At 59.7% G+C, this 24564-nt stretch carries 21 protein-coding genes; 8 read left to right on the top strand and 13 right to left on the bottom strand.

Annotated features, from left to right (window positions below; genetic code table 11):
* Positions 1-172: MucR family transcriptional regulator (locus JWP26_RS09395; RefSeq protein ID WP_299726417.1), on the top strand; the 172-nt coding region annotated here is incomplete at its 5' end.
* Positions 173-1187: 1015 nt separating this feature from the next.
* Here JWP26_RS09395 and JWP26_RS09400 read toward each other — a convergent pair.
* On the bottom strand, positions 1188-3401 hold the full coding sequence (locus JWP26_RS09400) for a hypothetical protein (RefSeq protein WP_299726236.1): 2214 nt from the start codon (positions 3399-3401) through the stop codon (positions 1188-1190).
* Between the two features lie 233 nt (positions 3402-3634).
* On the opposite strand from JWP26_RS09400, the gene JWP26_RS09405 reads away from it, so the two are divergent.
* Positions 3635-4666 (top strand): toll/interleukin-1 receptor domain-containing protein, encoded by a 1032-nt coding sequence (locus JWP26_RS09405; protein WP_299726239.1) that lies wholly within the window; start codon positions 3635-3637, stop codon positions 4664-4666.
* Positions 4667-5848: 1182 nt separating this feature from the next.
* Here the strand turns inward: JWP26_RS09405 and JWP26_RS09410 are convergent.
* Positions 5849-6616 (bottom strand): GIY-YIG nuclease family protein, encoded by a 768-nt coding sequence (locus JWP26_RS09410; protein WP_299726242.1) that lies wholly within the window; start codon positions 6614-6616, stop codon positions 5849-5851.
* A 354-nt stretch (positions 6617-6970) separates the two neighbouring features.
* Between JWP26_RS09410 and JWP26_RS09415 the strand changes: the two genes are divergently transcribed.
* Both JWP26_RS09415 and JWP26_RS09420 read left to right on the top strand, forming a co-directional pair.
* Positions 6971-8182 carry a hypothetical protein gene (locus JWP26_RS09415; RefSeq protein ID WP_299726245.1) on the top strand — a complete coding sequence of 404 codons (1212 nt, stop codon included), beginning with the start codon at positions 6971-6973 and terminating at the stop codon, positions 8180-8182.
* 3 nt (positions 8183-8185) lie between these two features.
* Positions 8186-9322 carry a hypothetical protein gene (locus JWP26_RS09420; RefSeq protein ID WP_299726248.1) on the top strand — a complete coding sequence of 379 codons (1137 nt, stop codon included), beginning with the start codon at positions 8186-8188 and terminating at the stop codon, positions 9320-9322.
* Between the two features lie 214 nt (positions 9323-9536).
* Here the strand turns inward: JWP26_RS09420 and JWP26_RS09425 are convergent, their stop codons facing one another.
* The 5 genes from JWP26_RS09425 to JWP26_RS09445 form a co-directional block, all read right to left on the bottom strand.
* On the bottom strand, positions 9537-9947 hold the full coding sequence (locus JWP26_RS09425) for a very short patch repair endonuclease (RefSeq protein WP_299726251.1): 411 nt from the start codon (positions 9945-9947) through the stop codon (positions 9537-9539).
* Complete coding sequence (locus tag JWP26_RS09430) at positions 9931-10509, bottom strand: GIY-YIG nuclease family protein (protein ID WP_299726254.1); 579 nt, start codon at positions 10507-10509, stop codon at positions 9931-9933. Before JWP26_RS09430 ends, JWP26_RS09425 begins: the two co-directional genes overlap by 17 nt.
* A 6-nt stretch (positions 10510-10515) precedes the next feature.
* On the bottom strand, positions 10516-11373 hold the full coding sequence (locus JWP26_RS09435; protein WP_299726257.1) for a hypothetical protein: 858 nt from the start codon (positions 11371-11373) through the stop codon (positions 10516-10518).
* Positions 11370-12524 carry a DNA cytosine methyltransferase gene (locus JWP26_RS09440; RefSeq protein WP_299726260.1) on the bottom strand — a complete coding sequence of 385 codons (1155 nt, stop codon included), beginning with the start codon at positions 12522-12524 and terminating at the stop codon, positions 11370-11372. The genes JWP26_RS09435 and JWP26_RS09440 overlap by 4 nt, the downstream gene beginning before the upstream one ends.
* 553 nt (positions 12525-13077) lie before the next feature.
* On the bottom strand, positions 13078-16773 hold the full coding sequence (locus JWP26_RS09445; RefSeq protein WP_299726262.1) for a vitamin B12-dependent ribonucleotide reductase: 3696 nt from the start codon (positions 16771-16773) through the stop codon (positions 13078-13080).
* 476 nt (positions 16774-17249) lie between these two features.
* On the opposite strand from JWP26_RS09445, the gene JWP26_RS09450 reads away from it, so the two are divergent.
* From JWP26_RS09450 to JWP26_RS09460, 3 genes are all read left to right on the top strand, one after another.
* The gene (locus JWP26_RS09450; protein ID WP_299726265.1) at positions 17250-17633 is read left to right on the top strand and encodes an NADH:ubiquinone oxidoreductase subunit NDUFA12; all 384 of its coding nucleotides are present in this window, start codon (positions 17250-17252) and stop codon (positions 17631-17633) included.
* Between the two features lie 13 nt (positions 17634-17646).
* Positions 17647-18105: a DUF2155 domain-containing protein gene (locus JWP26_RS09455; RefSeq protein WP_367184101.1), complete on the top strand. Its 459-nt coding sequence runs from the start codon at positions 17647-17649 to the stop codon at positions 18103-18105.
* Positions 18106-18251: 146 nt separating this feature from the next.
* Complete coding sequence (locus tag JWP26_RS09460; protein ID WP_299726268.1) at positions 18252-18638, top strand: hypothetical protein; 387 nt, start codon at positions 18252-18254, stop codon at positions 18636-18638.
* Here the strand turns inward: JWP26_RS09460 and aat are convergent.
* The 5 genes from aat to JWP26_RS09485 all read right to left on the bottom strand — a co-directional run bounded on the left by aat (position 18635) and on the right by JWP26_RS09485 (position 22605).
* Positions 18635-19267, bottom strand: a complete 633-nt coding sequence (gene aat, locus JWP26_RS09465) for a leucyl/phenylalanyl-tRNA--protein transferase (RefSeq protein WP_299726271.1) — start codon at positions 19265-19267, stop codon at positions 18635-18637. The genes JWP26_RS09460 and aat overlap by 4 nt on opposite strands.
* 51 nt (positions 19268-19318) lie before the next feature.
* Positions 19319-20665 carry an acetyl-CoA carboxylase biotin carboxylase subunit gene (accC, locus tag JWP26_RS09470; RefSeq protein WP_299726274.1) on the bottom strand — a complete coding sequence of 449 codons (1347 nt, stop codon included), beginning with the start codon at positions 20663-20665 and terminating at the stop codon, positions 19319-19321.
* A 9-nt stretch (positions 20666-20674) separates the two neighbouring features.
* On the bottom strand, positions 20675-21166 hold the full coding sequence (accB, locus tag JWP26_RS09475; RefSeq protein ID WP_299726277.1) for an acetyl-CoA carboxylase biotin carboxyl carrier protein: 492 nt from the start codon (positions 21164-21166) through the stop codon (positions 20675-20677).
* Positions 21167-21199: 33 nt separating this feature from the next.
* Positions 21200-21637 carry a type II 3-dehydroquinate dehydratase gene (gene aroQ / locus JWP26_RS09480; RefSeq protein ID WP_299726280.1) on the bottom strand — a complete coding sequence of 146 codons (438 nt, stop codon included), beginning with the start codon at positions 21635-21637 and terminating at the stop codon, positions 21200-21202.
* Positions 21638-21729: 92 nt separating this feature from the next.
* Positions 21730-22605, bottom strand: a complete 876-nt coding sequence (locus JWP26_RS09485) for a DsbA family protein (protein ID WP_299726282.1) — start codon at positions 22603-22605, stop codon at positions 21730-21732.
* 157 nt (positions 22606-22762) lie between these two features.
* Between JWP26_RS09485 and JWP26_RS09490 the strand changes: the two genes are divergently transcribed.
* On the top strand, positions 22763-23908 hold the full coding sequence (locus JWP26_RS09490; protein WP_299726285.1) for an aminotransferase class I/II-fold pyridoxal phosphate-dependent enzyme: 1146 nt from the start codon (positions 22763-22765) through the stop codon (positions 23906-23908).
* Positions 23909-24126: 218 nt separating this feature from the next.
* Here the strand turns inward: JWP26_RS09490 and JWP26_RS09495 are convergent, their stop codons facing one another.
* Positions 24127-24498: a VOC family protein gene (locus tag JWP26_RS09495; protein ID WP_299726288.1), complete on the bottom strand. Its 372-nt coding sequence runs from the start codon at positions 24496-24498 to the stop codon at positions 24127-24129.
* Between the last annotated feature and the right edge of the window lie 66 nt (positions 24499-24564).

The raw sequence follows: 24564 nt of genomic DNA on the forward strand, positions 1-24564 counted from the left end.
ACACGACGAATATCGGGCAAAGTGGAACCTGCCAACTGACTATCCAATGGTGGCGCCGAACTATTCAGTCGCGCGCTCTTCCATGGCTAAGAGCATTGGACTTGGGCGCAAACCTGCGGCACACGCGTCGGCACCAGTGAAGAAAAGTCGGACATCCAAAGTCGGGGCTTAAGGTGGCCGGTTGAATTGCCTCCTCGATGTCGGGTTTGGGGGATTGCGGACTGACGGCTCTTTGAGACGGCTGACTGCACACTCGAGTGCCTGACTTTGCCGACGCTTCGCAGTGTGGCAAGCGTGTTGCGGGGGAGCTGGAGACCCTCATAGCCATTGCGGAGCCCCAATATTGTCGTCAGCGACAACCGGACGGCGTTCACGTCCAATGCCAACCTCGGGTGTGCCGACCGATTGGGGATCGACTGGCATTATAGTGCCCCAGAAAAACAACAGACCGGCAGCTTTTGGCGCTAGATAAGGGCAGCGGGTTGGTCCAAAATTTAGTGTGGGGCGTGTCGCTCCCCCCGGTTTCCTGTATACTTAACGCAACGTATGGAGGCAGAGGTGAGAGATCCAGTGTATTTCGTCGAGGCACATGGCGATAACGCTCAAGCCGTGCAGTTTGCGACAGAGCGAGGAAAAGCAGTTTTTATAGTGCCCAATCGCGACGATCACGATCCGTCGAAGACGGTCACAGTTCATTCTATGGCTGCGCTTGACGCTTACGAATTGGCCAAAGCCTTTCTACGCCATTGGGAAGGTCAGTAATATCAACTGGTGTCGCTCACGTTAGAATTTGACACTGGCCACGGCGAATAACACTGAAGCTCCAGAGCTGTTCAACCACCCCAATTTGGCACTGTCACGCCGTAATTTGACATTGCGCGGGGTTTTGACAATACAATTTGGCACTGGCAGGGGTTCGCATAATCCTTCCATGCTCGATTGTATCGGATTGCAGTCGGATAATACCCAAGAACAGAAGTCGCTCGAGTGTGCTTGGCGCCTTCCAAAAAGCGGACACTGTCAGATCACCAAACGTACTGCCATGTCGGGCTGCGCTCCCGACTCCCGCGCGCCTTCATTGCCGTTCTTGAGAACCAACTCATCCCGAGGGTGGGTGATCAGATAGGCCCTGAGTGTGACCGGATGTCGACAAGATAGTTCCGCGCCGCCGCCTTTAGGTGCGAACCCTAGGTATCAACATCCTGAAAAATCTGGCCATCGGCTTTGTCCGGATTTCCGCCAGTCGCCTGCGACAGGATAGGGGTCCATGAAGGCCCATCATAAGACGGTTGCTGCGCTTCCAAATCTTCAATTCTAGAGTTCAGCTGGGCGTATAGATCGTCGAAGGCCTCGTCATCAGGCATGCCGAAATAATCTTGCGCCCGACGCATATTTTCCTTGAACCCGTTGTATAGGTCTAGCTCGTCGTCGGAGGAATATCTGCTAAATTCGTCGAACACATTGGGGATATCGGCCAACCATTCGTTGCGAAAGGCATCTTTGTAGTCCTCGAACTCCTTGTCAGACAAAATCTGCTGAAGAACTTCGTCGGTAAGCAGCTTTGAATCCAACCACGATATCGAATGATCGATAATGTAGTCGGCGATTTCCTTCCTCACGGGCTCCGGCAAAAGCCCCATCGAGGCAAGCGCCGCCACGAGCAACTTTCCGCCGAACGAGAAATGCCTTCTGGGTTTTTCTGCGATACATGCGAGGATGTCAGGTCGAGCATCAAGCATAAGGCTCAGGAACGACTTTTCGCAGCGCGCACCCAGAAACGCCATGAACGTTTCATCCAGCGGGTATTGTGCAAGCCGGGCGACGAGTGGCGAATATAGGATTGGGGGGATGCGCAATTGCGTGTCACTTTTGGACTTGGGTCGGCACACCACCTCATCCAGCAACCTGTCGAGTTTGGCGCCGTGTGCATAGAGTTCAATCAGTTCTGGTGATCCCCCCACCAGCGATGCGAACGCGTCGGTAACGGTCGGGTGACGGAATATCCAGCGCTCGCCGTCCTCCTCCGAAACTAGCTTGGTGACGCTATCGTTCAGGTGCACCATAGCCTTGGCTATTTGGGCCGCATTGACGCCCATGAGGCGCGTGACCATGTCCAACGCGGACGACGCCGGAATGGGGGAAGGCACCCCGGTTTGGGAGTTCAGGAAAATCAGCGCGATCGCAGCACGGGAGTCGTCGTCAAGCTGCGCCAATATTTCTGTCAGGAACTCGACGGGATGCTCCACCAACTGCGTGAGACGCTGTTGGTTGATGGCCAGGTTCTTCGTGAAAATCGGATCACCTAGTCGACGAGCGGTCTCAGGCAGGAATGCTGGGTTTGCCGCGACATCGGATAGGAAGGGCTTCAGGCGGCGCCTCATGTCGCGAGGCTGGGCGCGGCGAACGTGGTTGTAAAGCATCTGGGCTCTCTCTGCGTTCGAAAGGGCCTCTACGTTGACGACGACCTGGCTTTCCTTGAGCAGCGAGAATGCACTCGTCTTCAGATGAGGCTTGGCTGCTTCCCAGATATAGTTGCGCGAAGTGAAGACGACGCGTGCGCCATTTTCGACTGCGGCACGCAGGGTCCCTAACTCGGCATTCCATCGGCTCATGCGTGAGGCGTCGAAATGGTTGGGGCCAAATGCATCGTCGACCCAAAGAAATTGCTTTTCACCGGGGTGCCACAAATTCAGTTGGTCCGGCGAATTGATCTTGAGCGCTCCGAGACATCCATCGTCGATTGCCGCCAGCGCCAGGATTGCTGCAATCGTCGACTTCCCTGACGCCGGATCGCCAAGCAGGATAACAAAACGGTGCTCGTGGAGAGCCGTTACAGCGGCTCGGTATGCGTCTGTTCCTACAAAGCAGCTGAGGTCTGATCCCATGGAGTCCAGGATAGCCTTCGCTTGCTTGTACCCATGGCCAGTGATGATGTGGGCCAGGTCACCAATCCCGTATACCCGGGGAACCAGCATTCGGAGCCTGGCGCTCTCGGTGAGTTGCTGGACGATCCAAGTTCCGCCGAAAGTTCGGCACTTTTTGACCCCGACTTTTTCGAACGCCTTTCGGATTTGCGCATCGACCTCTCCGGACACGCCGGCGTTCGTGAGGACGATGTAGTCATCGGCCAGACCTTGTGCGGCCAGTTTCTTGGCTTTCGGCAGCTCGTCTTTCAGATCGGAAAGCGTGAGATTGGCGCCTGGCTTGCTCAAGAATTTGCACTGAATTGTCGAACGTCCGCTTCCGTCCGTTGCATCCCAGCGTCCCAAGAAAGCTGCGTCCCGGCCTCCATCATTCGACCCCAGGAACGTTTGCACGGGACGCTTGAGAACCTCGGCTGTCACGGCAGCCGCCAAGTCCTGAAAGGCTTTCCAGCCAAGTTTGCTGAGGTCGTAGTCCAATGATATGCCCTCCGCCGGCATCGTGGCAAAAGAGCACGCGGCAGTCGAATCCGAGCCCAATTATTGGCTTGTACGAGATCTGATGGAATAGGCAAACTGCGGGCCAGCAATCTCTGCCTCTGCGATGGTGGCAAGAAACCCCCGCTCCGGCACCATTCGCGTGCCCTGCATCAACTTGCACGAGGTGATCCTGCCACCTATGAAGGTAAAGCTTTCAATCCGTGGGTGTTCCGTTGGCAAAAACGACTGCAATTAAGATCTTCCTCAGTCACGCAGCGGCAGACCTGAAATTGGTGGAGGCCTTCGAGACGCTGCTCACCAAGGCATTAAACATCACGTCGGAGAGCATCTTTTGTTCAAGCCTAGAGGGTCAAGGGGCGACAAAAGGGAAGAGTTTCGTTGACCAGATCAAGGACGAGGCGATCGCAGCAGACGCCGTGGTCGCTCTAATTACGCCGGCCTACATGGAAAGTGCCTTCTGTTTGGCCGAACTCGGTGCCGCCTGGGTGCTGAACACCAATCGGTTCCCAATCGTTGTGCCACCTAACACATTCGAGGTTATGCAAGCCACGCTGCTCGGCGTCGTTGGGGTGAAGCTCGACAACGACGTCGCGATGTCGCAGTTGTTTGAAGACATAACGATTGCGCTGAAACTCCCACCGGCGAGGGCCGGCGTGATCGCCCGCGCGATGCGCAGTTTCACTGGCGAGTGGCCCGCCTTGCAGGGCAGTATTGGGGTCGCCAAGCGCGTGGATGCCGCCATCCACAACCAGACTCTTGCCGAGCTGAAGTCCGCCCGTGATGCCTGGGAGGCATCCGAACAGGATCTCGAGCATGCTAAGGCTCAGATTAGCGCGTTGAAAAAGACGAAGGACCCAGCAGAAGTTGCCAAGGTCAGCAAAGCTTTTAGCGAAACTGACTGGGAAATGGACCTGGACGCGGCGATCGCGGAGGTGGCCGACGTCGCAGGCGAAGTGGGTGGCAACCGAGTACTACGCCTTATGATACTCGACATTCTCAATAAGCCTTCCGCGCCGGATCTCAATGACGACTACATCTCGAGGGCGGTTGAGATCGGTGTCTACGATACCGAGGACAAAGATTGGATCCGTTCATCGGACGAGATGAAGAGCCTGCAGAAGGGCATGCGAAAAGTTGATGCAGTTTTCGAGGAGCACGCTGAGGCTGCCGCTGAACTGAAAAGACGTGGCAAGCGGGCCAATCCGAACGATATCCGCTTCTGGGAGGAGCACGTCGGCCTGTGATTGCATGAGAGATAACCAAATTGCATGTCATCCGCAGGCGGTTGAAGCCTCACGAGCCAGCGCTCCGGTACTTCCTCGACCTTGACTTGCTATATGCGAACCGGCGGCGGTCGCATCTCCATTGCCCCACTAAATGCCTGTCCTCTGTGGATGGCCCCCGCATTGCAAGAGATAATTCGACGTTCTGGCGCGTTGGTCGGGTGCAGTCTTCTGTCCCGCCTGTTGATGCAGCCGTTGGAGGCTGCTGGCCCTGATGGGGTCGGCGAACACGGTCCCAATCTGCTTTGCAATAGTAGGCTCAGACTAGCCCTATGCGGGACGTGTTGGTCAGAGAGAGCTTTTGGCGCGGGCAGGGGCGCCACTAGTTGCGCCCAGCACCGCTCCTCCCAGGGATGTGGTCGCCCTTGCCTTCGATCTCGTCGACGCCCTGAGCTCTCTTGATGCCCTCCTGGTAGTCCGTCACACCGGCTCCGGTTTTGGCCGGGCGATCATTTCTTCGGTCCGGAGCGTTCTGGACGCGGACGCGAACCTTCTCACAACATGGCTCGCCTTCCGATCCCGAGTCGCCGTTCCGCCCAACAGGGGCCGGGGCCGCCATTGCCAAATTGGATACTCGCTAGGGCCAAATTGAATTGTGTAGGACAACTAGACCTGAAGACGACAGGAGCCCCGCAAAGGCATCAGACTTGTCGGAGCATTGGCGGACGCTCCGGCGAGGAAGACGCCGCCTTTCCTCTCTTTCTAGCTAGTCTATCGGTCATTTGAGAGTCGCGGCGCTCAAAATTCAGGCGGCGTCACGCCACAAGCTCAACGAACTCTTGCTGAAGAATGTCACGTTCCTCATAGCGGTTTCGCATTCCCACACCTTCAACACTTGCCATCCTGCCTCGTCGAGTGCGACCGGTTTTCTTCGTCCCGCTCGACGTTGCGTCCGATGTGAGCCCCAATAATGATCGATGGTTTTTGCCTGCCGCGCCCCGCGTTTGCAATTATGCCGTGCCAAAAACAACCATTGACGAAAACAGACGAACGCCGTCACGGCAACAGGAGATCGGGTGTGCCGGGTAGTTCCTTCTGGTATAGCCAGTATCTGGAGCCGAGGCCGGGTATGAGCCTGCAAAAGCCCTCTGGGAAACAGTGTCCCTCGAACGGGCCGTCCGCGTGACCGCGCTACACAATACGCTAGTTTCCCCCGCTGTCGATCTCGTCTTCATTTTCCGGCCCGGCCTCAACGGACGCGTCGCCACCTACGCCTGCAAACCGTCGCTCTGCCAACCACTGCATGCGCTTTGTCTGTGTCAACAGTACACGTCTCAGCCCAGCATGTTTCAACTCGCGTTCTGAAATTACCTGGGCCAGCTTGGAAACGATTAGGGCACGTCGCGCTAGCCTCGTATCGGGATGTTCGCGTAGAACCCGCACCTCGGCGGAGACAATTGATCCCCGGCGCGACTCTGGTTCCTGAATCTCCAGGTCGGAGGGCGGAGGATCTTTCTCATTAAGGATAGCTTTGAACCTACTCGCGTTCCTTAGGCGGGTGAAAACGGCCAGTTCTAAGGCGTTTAGGTACTCTTTAGCCAGCTTGGCTGACTCTTCATTGCCACCAATCCCCTCAAATTGAGGAAGCGGCCATACCTCAATTTCGGAGACTTCGAACGGGTCTAACACGGACATTGCCACGGCGTCTGTACGCTGGTTAGTAAGGTGTCGACGAACCCGTCCGCTCAACCGTTCCTTTGTCTGGCCGACATAGATGGGTTCGCCATCGTAGTCATAGAACGCATAGACCCCCCACTTGAACCCTCCGACGTTCCGGTCGATTTTGTTCAAGTCGGGATACTGAATCTCTCGGAAAAATTTTTCAATCCCCTTGCGCAGCTCGTCCGTTTCCATTGGCGGCTTGCGAATAGCATCACCAACATCTTCTATTTTTTTTGTGTTTTTTGCCACGGTCAGCCCCTCCGAATCGGAGTCATCCCCGACTCGATTTGGCTTACACCACCTCAAGTTACCGTGGTCTTACGCCACGTTACCACGATAGAGCCGAGCGCGCGACGACCACCACAGGCTTATTGAGCGTCCCCAGCGATGGGATTCCGCCTGGGGGGTAGTTCCTACTGCGTCCGTTTCGGATACCTGGTTGCGATATTGCTATCGATCAGCCGCTGGTTCTAACGCGAAGGGCACCCGGTGGGGCCCTTTTGCGCTTGGAACTGCTCATGCCGGCGTAGCCAGCGGCACGAGCTTCCATTTTCTTTCCCGCCGTGGTCTTAGTCGATCAACAATGAATGTGGGGGGCCAATCATGGCGGCTGTCGTAGACGCAACGCTGCTCTTTGACGAGCGGGTCAAGTGCTATTCCCTGATGACGTCGGTTAGCACAATAGACTACTTGAAGCTGGTGCAGGCTGCCTATGCCCAGCGTGGCGGCCTGCAGCACCAGCGTGATGCTCTGAAGACCACGACAGCCCGCCGCATCCGTGCCCGCATGGTGTCGGACGTACAGAAGGGTGCGATCCTGCCACCAGTGGTGATTGGCGTGGTCGTCGACGATAACACACTCAACAACATTCCGAAAATGAAGCCATCAGAGGTGGTGGACTTGATCAGCGGTGCCCTGGTTGGCACCATTTCGATCATCGACGGGATGCAGCGAACGACCGCGTTGCTAGCAGCATTGGACGGAGACAAGAAGGTCGCGGACTTTCCGATCCGTATCGAGTGCTGGATAGCCAAAAGCACCGACAGCCTAATCTACCGCATGCTGGTGCTCAACACGGGGCAAGTGCCTTGGAACCTGAGTCGGCAGCTCCAGGTGGTCTTCGCCCCGCTGATCGTAGAGATGAAGAACCGCGTCAAATTTGAACGCATCCTCGACCCCGAGAAATCGGAGCGGCGCGCGAAGGCCGGTGAATATTCCCCGGACAGCCTGGTGGAACTGTACATCGCGTTTGGTCTCCGAAAAACGGACGTGGACACACAAGAAACCTTGGCCGATGAATTCTCCCGGCTGGACGTGACCGACGCCATCGCAGAAGACCGCTACAACCAGTTCTTCTATCCGGTGCTCCAGACGATGGTGGACCTTGATCAAGCCTTCTCGCGCCTCGACAACCAGATCGACGACGCCAAGGAGGATGCTCCGGCCCCGAATAGTTTGAAGGTGCTGAAGAAAGGCCGCAGCGTCTTCGATAGCCGCCCGGCGCGCATCGGCTACATCGTGTCGGCAGCGATCGCCATCCTGGGTCGTGTCGGTATGGAGAAGGACCCGGCCACCAGCCAGAAGCTGTTGACCGACCTGCAAGCGCAGGTGAAAGCGCTCTCCGATCGTTTAGCCCAATTGGACGTGAATCAGCTTACCGAATTCCTCAAACTGGACGTCCTCTCCGAGCGTCTTTACGGCCAGAAGCGCTCAGCGGTGGGACGGTATGAGCGCGCGTTCTTCGATTCTGCATTCAAAGTGCTCATCGAGGAGGGCTTCGAGGTGCCGAGCCTGGAGCCTGCGTGGCGAGTTTAAGCCATGGCCAATCGGAACCGCAAGAAGATGAGCGCAGCGACGTTCAAGAAGCTGGTTGACCACGCGGCTGCCTATGGGACCGATATCGCCAACGCGGACAAGGTCCGCTGGATCAAGCGACTCCGCGATGAAGACGCCGAGCTTATGTCGAAGGCCGACGTGATCGATCGACGCAAGATCACTCGGCAGATGCGGGCGGTCCTGTTCGAGCATGAGGATCGGCGCTTCGTCGCGTTCTTCGGCTTCGCTTCCGTCGACGACATGCCCAATGGTCTGCCCGAGGGGCTAACCGAGATTGAACTCACCCCCGGCACCTTCGGCATCTCGGTCACCGAGACCGAGGTCATGCCCCGCGCCACGGCCGCCGAGATCCGGGAGTTGATCGAGTCGGAATTCGAGGGTGTGGAGAACTACGAAGGCCATGAACTGCAGGCGATCCGAGACCTCTTCCCCCGCATCCTCATCGTTGAGGCGAGCGTCGATTTCACCTATACCTCCGACATCGACCGCGTGCTCGGCGCGATGGTTGCTGCAACCTACATCGACGGCCCGATCGCACTGAGCGAAGCCACGCTCAACGCCGCGTCTGAACTGTTTTCGTCGGGGTCCGAATACATCCCCTATCAGAATGTACTGCAAGGCGTTCTTTCCATCTATTGGGGCGGTTTCTTCGTCGACCTGTACCGTTGCGTGGAACAGCTCTATGCGGTGCCGCGGCTGCTCGACCTGACCAAGGATTGGTCCAGCAGCCGCTCGATCGCCGAGCTCGCCGACCTACTCGATAAGAGACTGGCCTGGCGTCCGCGCGAGGAGGAAGCGCTGATCAGGGTGATTGGCGGTTGTCCGTTGGCTACTGCGAAGAAGCTCATTTCTGCATTTGGAGGGAAGCTGGAGGAGACGAGCATTCCTGCAGACATCGCCGCCCGCCACGTCTACAACATGAGAAATGGCCTGGTGCACTTTCGTGGGGACACCAAGATCGCCCAGCCCACCGACGACCAATGGGATCAGATCATCCTCGCCATGATCGGGCTGGTGTCGGAGACCTATGCGGCATTCGGCAAGCAATACCATGTCGCAACGGCGATAGCGGCGCCGGCAATGCCGGTCCCCGCTGCACCGGCAGCGGAGCCAGCGTGAAATCCGCCGCCCGGCAAGGTAGAATTCGACATTAGCAAGCAAGAGACGACAGATGGGCGCTGCGTCGATGTGGCGCAAGGCGAGTGGTGGGACAGCAGGGGGACGGACATTCTGCCGAAGTCCGTCGTCACGTGTTTCTTGAGCAGAACCCAGACCTCGGCATTGTTGTTATCGAGGGCGACACCCCGGACTCGGACGGCCCGGTCGCCTACCATTAGTCTAGGAACTCGCGCAGCTTGGCTGCCAGCGCTGGCCGATCGGCGACCTTCGTTTCACACTCCCAGATCGTAACCACCCGCCAGCCCGCGCGAACTAAGGCAACGATGTTGCCGGCATCGCGATGGACATTTCGGGCAATCTTCGCCTTCCAGTAATCGCCGTTGGCCTTCGGCTGCCTGGCGCCCCGCTTGCAGTTGTGGCCATGCCAGAAGCATCCGTTGACGAAGATCACCTTTCTCCGGCCGGCGAACACCAAATCCGGCTTGCCCGGCAGGTCCTTGCCATGCAGACGGTATCGGTAGCCCATGCCATGGATGAGCCGACGCACGACCATCTCGGGCGTCGTGTCCTTTGACTTGACCGCCCGCATGATGTCGCTGCGAAAGGGATCACTCTTCGGGAGCATCCTCGTCCGGCTCAGCGATACCGAGCAACCCGGCGTGATACTTTCTCAAGCGTTCGAAGTGGGCGTTCATCGCCCGGGCGACCTGTGTCGAATTCTTGACGGCGACGAAATGCCCAACGATCTGGGCGTAGTGGTCTGCCTGCCGCGGTAGACGTTGCGTGGGATCCTTCTTCGAGACGATCTCGGCATCGGACATAACCTGCACCCTCTGTAAGGGCGTGGGAACCGGGATACCATCGTCCAGGAAGGCGGGCTGTGTGCCGTTCATCAACTGCGACTTCGGGTTGAAATGGTGGAAAAGCCTGGCCTCGAGAAGCCCTATCTGCAGCCTATCGGGTTCGGGGTAGGTCCAAACGTAAGCAATCTCCCAGACGTCTATCTGCCGGTTGGCAATTATGTCGGAGCGAGCCGATGTAAGGTGACGAGCGACGCGCGACCGTATGCCCGCCTTGGACTGCCCAACATAGATTGGAACCCCGTCGAGGTCGCATAGGACGTAGACCCCAATTTGGGCGGTGAGGCCTCGGACGGCCCGTTTCCTGAAGTCGAAATCCGTAGCCACCCGGCACTACCCCCTACGTATCGGCGTCATCTCCGATTCGAGCTGGACTATACCTCCGCGCGTGACGGTAGTCTTCCGTCGGGTTTCGCCTCCCACTACCTCGATCTCGAAGTCCACAAAGTTGACCTCGTCATCCCTACCGCGAAAGCAGGTGTGGAACGCCTGCAACAGCGTCACGTCCTCTAGCTGCTGGGCGATCGCAATCGTCACCGCGCCGCCTGGTATGATGCCCGGGAACGAATATAAGCACGCAGGCGGTACGCGGAACGGGCCGACATCGGTCAGCCGTGGCTCCATCTCGCCCATGATCTTGGGACACGGCCGGCCGACCGTGCCGCAGACCATGTCCCAGATAATCACGCCGTCAACGCGCTGATCCCGAGAGATCATCTCCGCGCTGAGACGGGTGTGGATGCCGGACCACGCGTTGCGCCGGGGGTCGCCGGCGGCATTGGTCATCATGCTCCAGATGACGAACTCGTCGGCATCGAGGGGGCGTTGAAAGATCGTAGTATTCTGGCCGTCCATGGCCCCCGTCAGGCCTATTACGGCGTTCCTCCCACCCGGCATCTGCACCCAGTAGTCGTTGCGCTCGGAGGCCTCACTCAATTCCCAGCCCGAAATCAGCTTCTGATCCTCGAGGTGGTTGAGGATGTGTTGTACGAACTCGCGCTTCGGCCGAACGTCAGCGATGAATTGACCACGGATGCGTTCAATCGCGCCCCTGAACAGGCCGGAGTTGTAGAATTCCTTATCATCCAGTCCGTGGTCGCCCAGCTCATGGGCATGGGTTTTCAACACTTCAGCGAACTTCTCGATCTGGCCGCGCAGGCCAGCGTTCTGTTCGCACGGAATGACACTCATGCAGCGGCGGCGTCCTTGGCCCTCAGGCGCTGCAGCAAGGGTTCGATCAAATGCTGGGCTAAGTGCCTCACCACCGGCACGGCTACGCCGTCGCCGGTCAAGTGGTAGGCCTCGTTGTAGTTCTTGGGTAAGATGTAATGGTCGTCGAGCCCCATTAAACGGGCAGTCTCGCGGGACGAAATCAGGCGCGAGCGGACGCGATCGCCATCGACGACAACGATGACCTGGCGGGATGAACCACCGGCTGGCGTGCGGAGGCACCCGGCAAGATCGTCAAACCGGATCTCAGCGCGTTGATGCTTGACGCCCTCTTCCACGCGCGTGCGCCTATAGACCGCTCCGACCATACGACGGCCGGCGCGCTTTGCGGCATCTAGCTTGGCTTTATTGACGGACGACATCTGCCCCAGCAGCTTCGCTGTCTCGATCGAGGTATGCCACTGCACGCTCTCCGGCTTGTCTTCAACCAGGTCGGCGAACACGGTGGTGCGGTGGGGCGGCGTGGGCATATTCCACCAGAGCCACTTGGACTTGGCCGAGTCGTTTACTCGATCGTAGGCCGCTTGCAGGCCCCGCGTATGGAAGGGCTCGATTGGACCTGGCGAGACCATCGTGTCGTCGACTTCGACGTTGTCGCGCACGCCCACAATGAACAAGCGAGGGCGCGAATGGGGAACGAACAGCGCCGCGTCGATCACTAGCGCGCCGTAGCGATAGCCGTTATCGGCGAAGGTTTGGCAGATGGCTTCGAAGTCCATACCGCCATGGGACGTTAAAGTGCCGGTCACATTTTCAAGAGCCACGACGCGGGGCGCACGGTTCTCGCTGATCAGCAGCTTGACGATGTCCCAGAAGGGATAGAACGTTCCCGAGCGCTCACCGCGCAGTCCGGCACCGCCACCAGCCAGCGACAAATCCTGGCAAGGAAACGATGCCCATGCAAGGTCGGCGACACCGGGCAGCTCAGTAGTCTCGACCTTGCGGATGTCGCCAATCTTCAGAACGCCCGGCACCCCCCAATTGTCTTGATAGGTCAGACCCTTCTTGAAGTCGAAGTCGTTGGAGAACGCGCACTTCCATCCCCCGCCCAAGCCTGCTCGCGCCATCCCGCCACCGGCGAAAAACTCATAAAAGCTGGGCTTGTCCTTCATTGCGGTCCCCAAAATACGCTAGCTGCAACATCAGCGTGAACACGACAGTTTACCATTTGTTCTAATCCTAACATGTTTCGCTCGAGATTCTCTAGACAGGCGACTGAACTATGCTGTCGTCGAGGGGACCATTGTCCGGTGCTTGGTGAGAGTGCACCATATTCTAACCTCAGGCGTCGGGTGGCCTCACACACGGCGCAAGTCCTATGAGAACAATGGTTTGTCATGGCAGGTCTCAAGGCGCGCACGGGCTCGGCTTTCTCTTAATAGTGAATCATAGGGGCTTGAAAATCGGAAGCAATGCCGATTGCGAGGCATCGCATTTAAACCGAAATCTTTTCAGTGTTTCCAATCCAAACTTTTTTGATGATTTCCAGGGGCGAAATAGACAGCGGCGGCGAGGCTTTCACCTCGCCGCCGCCGATTTATCACTTGTCTTAGGGTGCGAGCCCCGGATGTCGACGCTGGATGGCTATGGCCCCAAGAATGGAAGAACTTCCGCGGTTAGTGGAAATTGTATGTCCCCCGTCACACACAGATCAAGTCGGCATACCTACGAGCACCCAGTCGTGGTTCCGCAATCTTCACAAACCATGCAGTGCCCGCTGACCTTCATGCGCATCGAGTTGCAGTTGCTGCACTGGTCCCCGGTGTAGCCCTTCATCTGGGCTTCGGCGCGGAGCTGGTGTTTGTCGGTCGAGGGCGGCGGGGAGGGGATGGGGTTGAGTTCGGCGGCGTTGAGGACCACGGCTGAGGGCTCGATCTTGAGGGCCGTGGCGCTGCGAAGAGCTGTGACGGTCGAGATTGACGAGCCGGCAGACGCTTCGGCGGTGGGGACCAGCATCAGCGACGCGTTCTGGGTGCGGCCGCGGGTCATGCCGCGGGAGACGAACTTGTCGGCGGGAACCGGCGCGGGAGCGGCCTGCGGCGCCGAGCGGGTGCCATGCTCTTCGGACACGCCGCCCGACAGCGAAGTCGGGGAGGCGGGGTTCACATGGGCCAGGTCGTCGCGGTCGAGATAGGACACGGCCAGCTCGCGGAACACATAGTCCATGATCGAGGTCGCGTTCTTGATCCGGTCATTGCCCATGACCATGCCGGCGGGCTCGAAACGGGTGAAGGTGAAGGCCTCCACATATTCGTCCAGCGGCACGCCATATTGCAGGCCCAGCGAGATGGCGATGGCAAAATTGTTCATCATGGCGCGGAAGGCAGCGCCTTCCTTGTGCATGTCGATGAAGATTTCGCCGAGACGGCCATCGTCATATTCGCCAGTGCGCAGATAGACCTTGTGGCCGCCGACGACGGCTTTCTGGGTATAGCCCTTGCGGCGATCCGGCATTTTTTCGCGGCTACGCACCTGCTCGATGATGCGCTCGACGATGCGTTCGGCCACCTGGGGCACGCGGGCGGCGGGGGACTGCATCAGCAGCTCTTCCATCGCGTCTTCCTCGTCCTCATCCTCGACGGCGAGCACGGAAGAATTGAGCGGCTGGCTGAGCTTGGAGCCGTCGCGATAGAGCGCATTGGCCTTGAGCGCCAGCTTCCAGCTGGTCATGTAGCTTTCCTTGGCGTCCTCGACCGTCGCATCATTGGGCATGTTGATGGTCTTGGAGATGGCGCCGGAGATGAACGGCTGGGCAGCCGCCATCATCAGGATGTGGCTGTCGACCGAGAGCGAACGCTTGCCGATCTTGCCGCAGGGGGTGGCGCAATCGAACACCGCCTGGTGCTCGGCCTTGAGGTGCGGAGCACCCTCGAGGGTCATGGCGCCGCAGACGTGGATATTGGCGAGCTCGATGTCCTTCTTGGAGAAGCCGAGGAACGGCAGCAGCTCGAACGAGAAGTCGTTCATCTGCTCCTGGGTGACGCCCAGGCTCTCGAGGAAGTCGACGCCCAGCGTCCACTGGTTGAAGATGAACTTGAGATCGAAGGCGCTTTCGGTCGCGGCGTTCAGTGCGGCGATCTTGTCGTCGGTAAAACCCTTGGTGCGCAGGGTGGCCGGATTGACGCCGGGCGCCTGGTTCAGATTGCCGTGGCCGACCGCATAGGCCTCCATCTCGGCGATCTGGGACTCGGAGTAACCGAGAGTGCGCAGGGCCGGCGGCACGGCGCGGTTGATGATCTTGAAGTAACCGCCACCGGCGAGCTTCTTGAACTTGACCAGTGCGAAATCGGGCTCGATGCCGGTGGTGTCGCAATCCATGACGAGGCCAATGGTGCCGGTCGGGGCGATCACCGAAACCTGGGCATTGCGGTAGCCGTGCTGTTCGCCGAGAGCGAGCGCATTGTCCCAAGCCAGCTTGGCGCGTTCGGACAGCGCCGCATCGGTCAGCGAGGCGTGATCGAGCGGCACGGGATTGATGGAGAGGCCTTCATAGCCACCGGCATTGCCGTGGGCGGCATTGCGATGATTGCGGATGACGCGCAGCATGTGCTTGGCGTTGCGCTTGTAGTCCTTGAACGGGCCCAGCTCCTTGGCCATTTCGGCCGACGTGGCGTAGCTCACGCCGGTCATGATGGCGGTGACGGCGCCGGCGATGGCGCGGCCTTCCACGGAGTCATAGGGGATGCCCGAGGTCATCAGCAGACCGCCGATATTGGCGTAGCCGATGCCCAGCGTGCGGTATTCGAACGAGCGTTCGGCGATCGACTTGGACGGGAACTGCGCCATCATCACCGAGATTTCGAGGACCACGGTCCAGAGACGCACGGTGTGCTCATAGGCGGCGGTGTCGAAGGTCGAATCCGCATTGCGGTAGGGCAGCAGATTGACCGAGGCCAGATTGCAGGCGGTATCGTCGAGGAACATGTATTCCGAGCAGGGGTTCGATGCATTGATCGGACCGGCTTCGGGGGAGGTGTGCCACTCGTTGATGGTGGTGTGATACTGAATCCCGGGATCGGCCGAGGCCCAGGCGGCGTAACCGATCTGTTCCCACAGGTCGCGGGCCTTCAGCGTCTTGGTGACCTTGCCATCCTTGCGGGCGGTCAGGTTCCAGTCGCCATCGGTTTCGACGGATTTGAGGAAATCATCGGTGACGCGGACGGAATTGTTGGAGTTCTGGCCGGAGACGGTCAGGTAGGCTTCGCTATCCCAATCGGTGTCGTAGATGGGGAAATCGAGGTCGGTATAGCCCTGCTTGGCGAACTGGATGACGCGGTAGATGTAATTCTCCGGCACCAGCGCCTTTTTGGCGGCGCGCACTTCGCGCTTGAGGGCAGGGTTCTTCTGCACGTCAAAGCAATCGTCCCCCGAACCTTCGCAGTTCACGGCGGCCTTCATGATCAGCTTGAGGTGCTTGGAGACGACCTTGGAGCCGGTGACGAGCGCGGCGACCTTCTGCTCTTCCTTGACCTTCCAGTTGATGTATTCCTCGATATCGGGGTGATCGATATCGATCACCACCATCTTGGCGGCGCGACGCGTGGTGCCGCCCGACTTGATGGCGCCGGCAGCGCGATCGCCGATCTTGAGGAAGCTCATCAGGCCCGACGAACGGCCGCCGCCCGAGAGCTTCTCGCCGCCGCCGCGCAGTTTGGAAAAGTTGGTGCCGGTGCCCGAACCGTATTTGAACAGGCGGGCTTCGCGGACCCACAGGTCCATGATGCCGTTGTCGTTGACCAGATCGTCGTTGACCGACTGGATGAAGCAGGCATGCGGCTGGGGATGCTCGTAGGAGCTCTTGGAGGCGACCAGCTTGTGGGTGAAGGGGTCGACATAGAAATGGCCCTGGCCGGGGCCGTCGATGCCATAGGCCCAGTGCAGGCCGGTATTGAACCATTGCGGGCTGTTGGGCGCCACGCGCTGGCTGGCGAGCATGAAGCAGAGTTCGTCGAAGAACGCCTTGGCGTCGTCCTCGCTATCGAAATAGCCGCCCTTCCAGCCCCAATAGGTCCAGGTTCCGGCCAGGCGATCAAACACCTGGCGCGAGTCCATCTCCGAACCATAACGTTCGGCTTCCGGCAGTTTGGCGAGCGCAGCTTCGTCGGGGACGGAGCGCCACAGCCAGGAGGGGACGGAATTCTCCTCCACCTTCTTGAGCGCCTTGGCGACGCCGGCTTTGCGGAAATACTTCTGGGCGATGATATCGGCCGCCACCTGGCTCCACTGAGCCGGCACGGCGATGTTTTCCAGCTTGAAGACCACCGAGCCATCGGGATTGCGGATTTCGCTCGTGGCGGAGCGGAAACCGAGGGCGCTGTAGCGGTCTTGATCAGCGGTCGTAAAGCGGCGTTCGATGCGCATTCGCAAATCTCTTGGGTCAGAATGTGTGGTGGCCGGGTGCGGTCGGGAGGACTCGGGTACTGGCGTTGGATTTACTCTGGGCTAGCTCGGCGGCCAGAGTCGAGGCCAACATTTTCACTTTTTTCCCACAGCCTTCACACCACTTGTTGTGCCAGGGCCCAACATAACCCCAAAATCTAGTATCTCATATGGGATTAGTGGGGATAAGCGACAAGTGTCATCAAAGGTTAATGGCGCCTTAATAAGGGCAATGCAGCTTAGTCGTGAGAGCCAGGAATCAGGCTAAACCCGCTTGCTGCAAGGCTCTTTCGGCGCTGCCGGGCAGGGGGCGAATGTGGCGAGTTCGTGTCAAGCGGACTTTTTTGTGAAAATGAGCGCCATCCGGCTCTTGTGTTTAGCAAACTCTGGCGAAGCGGCATCCGCTCATGCTAGAGCCTGTTCAGCCGACCCCTCCCGGACGTAAGCAGGCCCGCGACATGAAAGACTTCCTCCTCGAAATTTTCCGCTGGTGGCACGGGCAGACCGGGGGCACCCGGCTGTGGATATGGCGCCGCGGCGAGCTGGTCGGCACCGACGAGATGGGCAATAGCTACTATCAAGACCGCAAGGAAAACCGCCGCTACGTCACATATAATGGCGTTGCCGATGCGTCCAAGATCGCGGCCGAATGGCATGGCTGGATCCACTTCCGCACCGATGAAGTGCCGAGCGATGTCAAATATGTGCCGCGCGCTTGGGAAAAGCCGCACGAGCAGAACCTGACCGGAACGGCCGCCGCCTATCGTCCCGATGGCAGCATGCTGAGCAAGGGCGAACGCCCGCGCGTGACCGGCGACTACAAGGCCTGGTCGCCTGAATAAGGACAGTGGCGCCTTGCGCCTGACAGAGTTTCTTCCACCAAAGCTTCGCAAGACGCTGGTGCCGATCGCGGCACTGGCGCTTTCGGTGTTTATGGGTGGGGCTGCTCTGGCCGCTCCAATCGCCAATCCGATCGCGACCTTTGCCGGTCTGGACAAGATCACCGGCCGCATCACCAAATTCGACGTCTATATCGACGAGACAGTGCTGTTCGGCGCGCTCGAAGTGACGCCGCGCGCCTGCTATAGCCGCCCCCCGACGGAAACGCAGCGCGTCTCGGCCTTTCTGGAAGTCGACCAGCGCAGCTTGCAGGGCAACTCCAAGCGCATCTTCACCGGCTGGATGTTTGCCGACAGCCCTGCGCTGAACGCACTCGACCATGCGGTCTATGACGTCTGGTTGATCGAGTGCAAGACCAGTTCGACCGTGCCGCCGCCCGGATCGCGGGCCACGCCGGAAGTCCCTGTCCAATAAATTTTTGTCCCGCCGTCGGATTGCCCGACGCCCGTGCGTCTGTGTCTAAGGCGGCTACTGGCCGCGCGAGGATGAAAGACATCAATGCGGATGTCTCTCGAACGCCAGGACGGCGACATTCCGATCGGCGGACCAGTGAGGACATGATGAGCATCACAACCAATCCGGCATTTCCCTTTGTGCGGGACCGCCTGCATTCGGTGCGCGGCGAGCGTGTGCCGGAGAAAATGCTCTATCCTTCGTTGGACATGATCGCGGCCAAGCTGCTTGCGATACCGGCGGGCAAGCGTATCGACCTTATTGGCATTCGAGCGGACATGGCCCGTGAGCACGATGCGTCCTCGAGCTGTCCGGTGACAACCCAGCGGCACATGAAGGCCATAGCGGCCGAGACGGTGGCCGCTATGCAGGCCGGCAAAGCGAGTTCTGAGGTCGTCCCGTTCTGGCGCGCGCTTGATCCTGAGCGCCCCGGAACGGCGCGCTATGCGGGTGGCGCAGAATTCGTCCGTGCGAGGCTAGCCGAGGATCGCTAACGACGCTCCCAAGCCGTCCAATCACCTTGGCGCTCGAGTGCCTCGGCCAGCATCTCCTCGTAATCCGTGCGCGGAATTTCGATCCCGCCCAGTGACGCCAGATGCTCGGTAATGAACTGGGTATCGAGCAGGGTGAAGCCACCGGCGTTGAGTCGATCCACGAGATGCACCAGCGCCATCTTGCTGGCATTGGTGGCGCGGTGGAACATCGACTCGCCGAAGAAGGCGCCGTCGATGGCAAGGCCATAGAGGCCGCCGACGAGTTCGGTTCCGTCCCAGACTTCGACGGTGTGGGCGATGCCCCGACGGAACAGTTCCCCATAGACGGCGCGGATGGTGGCGTTGATCCAGGTCTCGTCGCGGTCCTCGCCCACCGTCGCGCAGGCCTCGATGATGGCTTCGAAGTCGGTGTCGACACGGACCGTGAAAGGGCTTTTGCGGATCGCCTTGCGCAGGCTGGTGGAGACGATCAGCCCGTCAAGCGGGATAACGCCGCGCTGCTCCGGGCTGACCCAGAACACGTCGGTTGAGTCGGCGCTTTCCGACATAGGAAAGATGCCGGCCTGGTAGGCCCGCACGATCAGTTCGGGAGTGAGCTCGATATCGAAGGGGTCGTTGCGTCTGGCCATGTTGCTAAACCATCGAAAACAAAAAGGAGGCGCAGTGCGCCCCCTCCAAGCTCAGACCTTGTTCTCGGCCAGGTACTTTTCCAGCCAGTGGATGTCGTAATTGCCGGCCAGGATATCCGGTTCGCGGATCAGGCGCTGGAACAGCGGCAGCGTGGTCTTGATGCCGTCGATGACGAATTCGTCGACCGCGCGGCGCAGGCGATGCAGGCATTCGTCGCGGGTGCGGCCATAGACGATCAGCTTGCCGATCAGCGAGTCGTAATAGGGCGGGATCTTGTAGCCCTGATAGACCGCCGAATCGACGCGAACGCCAACGCCACCAGCCGGGTGGTAGAAGGTGATGGTGCCGGGCGAGGGTGCGAAAGTCTGCGGGTCCTCGGCGTTGATGCGCACTTCGATGGCATGGCCATAAAACTGCACCTGCTCCTGCGTCATCGACAGCTTTTCGCCCGAAGCGACGCGGATCTGCTCGTAGACGATATCGATGCCGGTGATGCGCTCGGTGACCGGGTGCTCGACCTGCAGGCGGGTGTTCATTTCGATGAAATAGAACTCGCCGTTCTCATAGAGAAACTCGACGGTGCCGGCCCCCGAATAGCTGAGCTTGCGCATCGCGGCGGCACAGATCTCGCCGATCCGGTCGCGTTCTTCGGGCGCGATGGTCGGCCCGCCAGCTTCTTCCCAGACCTTCTGGTGGCGGCGCTGCAGGGAGCAGTCGCGCACGCCAAGATGCACGGCATTGCCCTGGCCGTCGCCCATGACCTGGACTTCGATGTGGCGCGGCTTGCCGAGGTATTTTTCCATATAGACCGAGTCATTGCCGAATGCCGCCTTGGCCTCGGAGCGCGCAGTCGACCAGGCCACCAGAACTTCGGACTCGTTGAGCGCGACCTTCATGCCGCGGCCACCACCGCCGGCAGTGGCCTTGATCAGCACTGGATAGCCGATTTCCTTGGCGGTCTTGATCGCCTCTTCGTCGGATTCCACGGCGCCGGCGGAACCGGGCACCACGGGAATGCCAAGCTCGACGGCGGTCTTCTTGGCCGTGATCTTGTCGCCCATGATCTCGATGTGATGGGCGGAGGGGCCGATGAAGGTGACGTTGTGCTCGGTCAAAATCTTGGCGAAGCGAGCGTTCTCGCTGAGGAACCCATAGCCCGGATGCACGGCATCGGCGCCGGTGATCTCGCAGGCGGCCATGATCGAGGGGATATTGAGATAGCTGTCCTTGGCCGCGGGCGGGCCGATGCAGACGCTTTCATCGGCCAGGCGCACATGCATGGCATTGGCGTCGGCAGTCGAATGCACGGCCACGGTGGCGATGCCGAGCTCCTTACAGGCACGTAAAATGCGCAGCGCGATTTCGCCGCGATTGGCGATGAGGACCTTCTGGAACATGCCCAACCCCTATTCGATGACGGCGAGCGGTTCGCCATATTCGACGGGCTGGCTGTCCTCGACCAGGATGCGCGTGACGGTCCCGGAGCGATGCGCCGGGATCTGGTTCATAGTCTTCATCGCTTCGATGATGAGCAGGGTCTGGCCCTCGGTGACCCTGGCACCCACTTCGACGAAGGCCGGCTTGCCGGGCTCGGGCGAGCGGTAGGCAGTGCCGACCATCGGGGAGGTCAGGGTGCCTGGATTGGAGGCGAGGTCTTCGGCCGCGACAGGCGCGGCCGGCGCAACTGAGCCAGCGGGGGTCAGCGATTGCGGCGCGGGCGCGTATTGCGGCTGCACCATATATTGCGGGGGATAGGCAGGAGCCTCATTGGCATAGGAGCGGGTAACCCGGACCCGGAAATCCTCCTGCTCGATCTCGATTTCGGCGAGATTTTCCTTGTTGAGCAGTTCGGCGATGGCCCGGATCAGGTCCTGATCCACTTGAGATGCCTTGGTCATTCTTGTCGGTCTCCCGCGCTTGCGCGTCGATCGTTATTTGAGTTTTTCGGAGAGGGCTTGTAGCGCCAGACTATATCCAAGTGCGCCAAAGCCGCAAATGACGCCATAGGCGACGGCCGACACATAGGAATGATGCCGGAACGCCTCGCGCTGATGGATATTGCTGAGGTGAACTTCGGCCACCGGCAGGCCGGCAGCCTTGAGGGCGTCGTGAATGGCGACCGAGGTATGCGAGTAGGCGGCCGGGTTGATGACGATCGCATCGGCCGTCTTGCGGGCGTCCTGAATCCAGGTCACCAACTCGCCCTCGTGATTGGACTGACGAAAATCCACTTTGAGGCCAAGGGATTGGCCGGTGGATTGGCAAAGCTTCTCGATGTCACCCAGGGTCTGGGCGCCATAAATTTCGGGCTCGCGGGTACCGAGCATGTTGAGGTTCGGGCCGTTGAGGACGAGAACGCGCTTTGCCATGATTTTCGCCTTTTGCACCAGCCCTTAAGGCCAGAGCAAGCTCGACTATACGAAATGCACCGAAAAGGCAAAGAACCGGGCTGAAACCATGGTTAGCTCGCGCATTCGGTTTCCCCACAGGCGCGCATATTGGCGATTCGGCCCTTGAGCTCATCCAGCCCGATGGCGCCGGGGATCACCTCATTGCCGATGATATAGGTCGGCGTGCCCGTGATGTTGAGCGCCTTAGCGATGTCGTAGGAGGTTTGGATCGCCTTGGACACCTGTGGGTCGCCCATTTGCAGCTCCAGATTGACCGGGCTGAGGCCCAGATCGGCGGCGGCGGCGAGCGCCGCCTTCTTGTCGACCTGGCCGCGGCTGGTGAACAGCGCCTCGTGGAAGGTCCAGTAATCGGCGTCGGATTCGTTGACGAGGATGGCGACGCGGGCCGCATCGATCGATTCGTTGGAGAGGATCGGAAATTCCTTGAGCACGACGCGCAGGTTCGGATCATCGGCCAGCAGCGAGGCCATATCGGGCAGGGCGTTGCGGCAATAGCCGCAATTGTAGTCGAACAACTCGACCAGCGTCACATCGCCCTTGGGATTGCCCAGCACCACCTGGTCGGGATCGTTGAAGATCGCGTCCTTCATGGTAGCGATGGCCTGGGTGGATTTTTCACGCGCCGCGACCTGCATCTTGCTATCGAGCGCACTGGACAGGCGCTGCAGAATGGTGGGATCGCTCATCAGATAGCTTTCGATCATCGGGTTGAGCACCTTGGGATCGAGGCTGGCTACGGCGTGCGGCGCCTGATTGATTGGCGCGGCGGACGCCAGTTGCGTGTTGTGGGTGGCCAAAATGTCTTCGACGATGCTGCGTACGGCGGCGGTGTCGGTCTGGGGTGTGTTCTGATGCAGGACAGAAAAGCCCAATGCCCCAGCGAGAATGCCCGCAAGGGCTACGAGGGCGAGTGTGACGCGCGGCATGAAGGGCTCCGGATGAGTCGGTATGACCGCAATCTCTAGCAGCCTTGGTGTCACAATAGCAGGCGATGATGAAGAGCGGCTTCGTTCCAGTATCAATTGTAGTTGAGAGCAAAGACCGTTCGCGGTATGCCATGCATACGCAAAAGGAATCTATATCTTGGACGATGTACGCAACTATGGCCTAATGCCGTTCCATGCATTAGAAATTTTGAATCGAGCCAAGGCGCTCGAAGCCGGTGGCCGCGTCGTCTGCCATCTAGAAGTGGGTGAACCCGGCTCGCCGCCCGCGCCGCGCGTCATCGAGGCAGTGGCCAAGGCGCTGCCCCAGGCGCAGGGTTATACCAATGCCAAGGGCCTGATCCAACTCCGCGAGGCGCTGGCGGGATACTACTCGGCTCAGCATGGCGTGATCGTCGATCCCGACACGATCCTGGCGACAATGGGATCGTCGGCCGGCTTCATCATCGCGTTCCATGCTGCCTTCCGGCCCGGCTCGCGGATCGCCATCACGCGGCCCGGCTATCCGGCCTATGTGAACACGCTGGTGGGCCTGGGCTTCGAGATCGCCGAAATCCCGTTGTCGGCGGCGACCGGCTGGCAATTGCGCGGGGCGGATATCGAGGCGGCATACAAGCTGCAGCCTTTTGCCGGCCTGCTGTTCGCAAGCCCGGCCAACCCGACCGGTGCGGCGGTCGACCGGGCGGGCATGCAGGATATCATCGACACCTGCAAGCGGCTGGGTGTGCAACTCATTTCCGACGAAATTTATCACGGGCTGGATTATCGCGGCGCTTCGGTGAGCGCGCTCGAGCTGACCCGCGAAGCCATCGTCATCAACAGTTTTTCCAAATATTACTGCATGACCGGCTGGCGCATCGGCTGGATGGTGATGCCCGAACATCTGCTGCGCCGCGCCGAAATTTTGCAGCAGAACCTGTTCATCTCGGCGCCGACGCTGAGCCAGATCGCCGCCACGGCGGCACTGGGCGAGCGCGACTATTCCGAGGAGCAGAAAGCCCATTACGCGGCCAACCGGACGCTGCTCTCCGACGGGTTGCAGTCCATCGGCTTCGATGTTGGGCACCTGTCAGAAGGGGCGTTCTACGTCTATGCGGGGATTTCGCCATTCTCCAACGACTCGATGTCGTTCTGCCAGACGCTGCTGGAAGACGCTGGCGTCGCCACGGCGCCAGGGATCGATTTCGATCGCGCCGGCGGAAGGAGCTTTGTGCGGTTCTCGTATGCCGGAACGCGGCAGACGATTGAGCTGGCGCTGGAGCGGATGGGGACGTTTTTGAAGTAGGGTTGGTCGCCGCTGGCCCCCAAATCTTCCCCATCCATCGATCCACCACCATCAATCCACCCCCACGCACGGTCCTTCCCGCGGGCTTGACCCGCGGGTCTCTCGCCAATTGTACCGTGTTGATAGTGGCCCGCGGATCAAGTCCGCGGGAAGGACGGTGGGCGGGGATGGGTAAGGGGATGTGCCCACGTCTACTCTGCTGCTGGCGCCCTCCTCGCCTAGCGCGGCTGCTCGCCCAGCACGAACGGGCGCAGGCGATGGCCGTCGAGGTCTTCGACGACGAAGGTGAAGCCGAAATCCATCTGGGTGGGCTCCTGCACCACCTTGGCGAGTGTCTTCCAGGCATCGTAGGTGGCGAGGACGGCCTCCTTACTGTCCTCCGTGAACGAGATTTCGACGCCGCCCGCCGGCTTGGCCTTTGGCTCGATCTCGTCCTTGATCCAGAGGCCGATCTTGACGCCATTTGGGAGCACATACAGCACGAAGGTCGGCGAGTTTGCCACCGGCTCGACGCCGAGCAGCTTGGTATAGAGCTCTGCGCTCTTGGCCGGATTGGCGACGGCGAGCAGCAGGTAATTGAGGGTGCGCATGGTCTGGTCTCCTTGGTTGGTGCAAGCAGAATAGGCCAGGGGACTGTCAGTTTCCGGCAGTGGCGG

The organism is Devosia sp., from assembly GCF_028290435.1.
Taxonomy (GTDB): Bacteria; Pseudomonadota; Alphaproteobacteria; order Rhizobiales; family Devosiaceae; genus Devosia.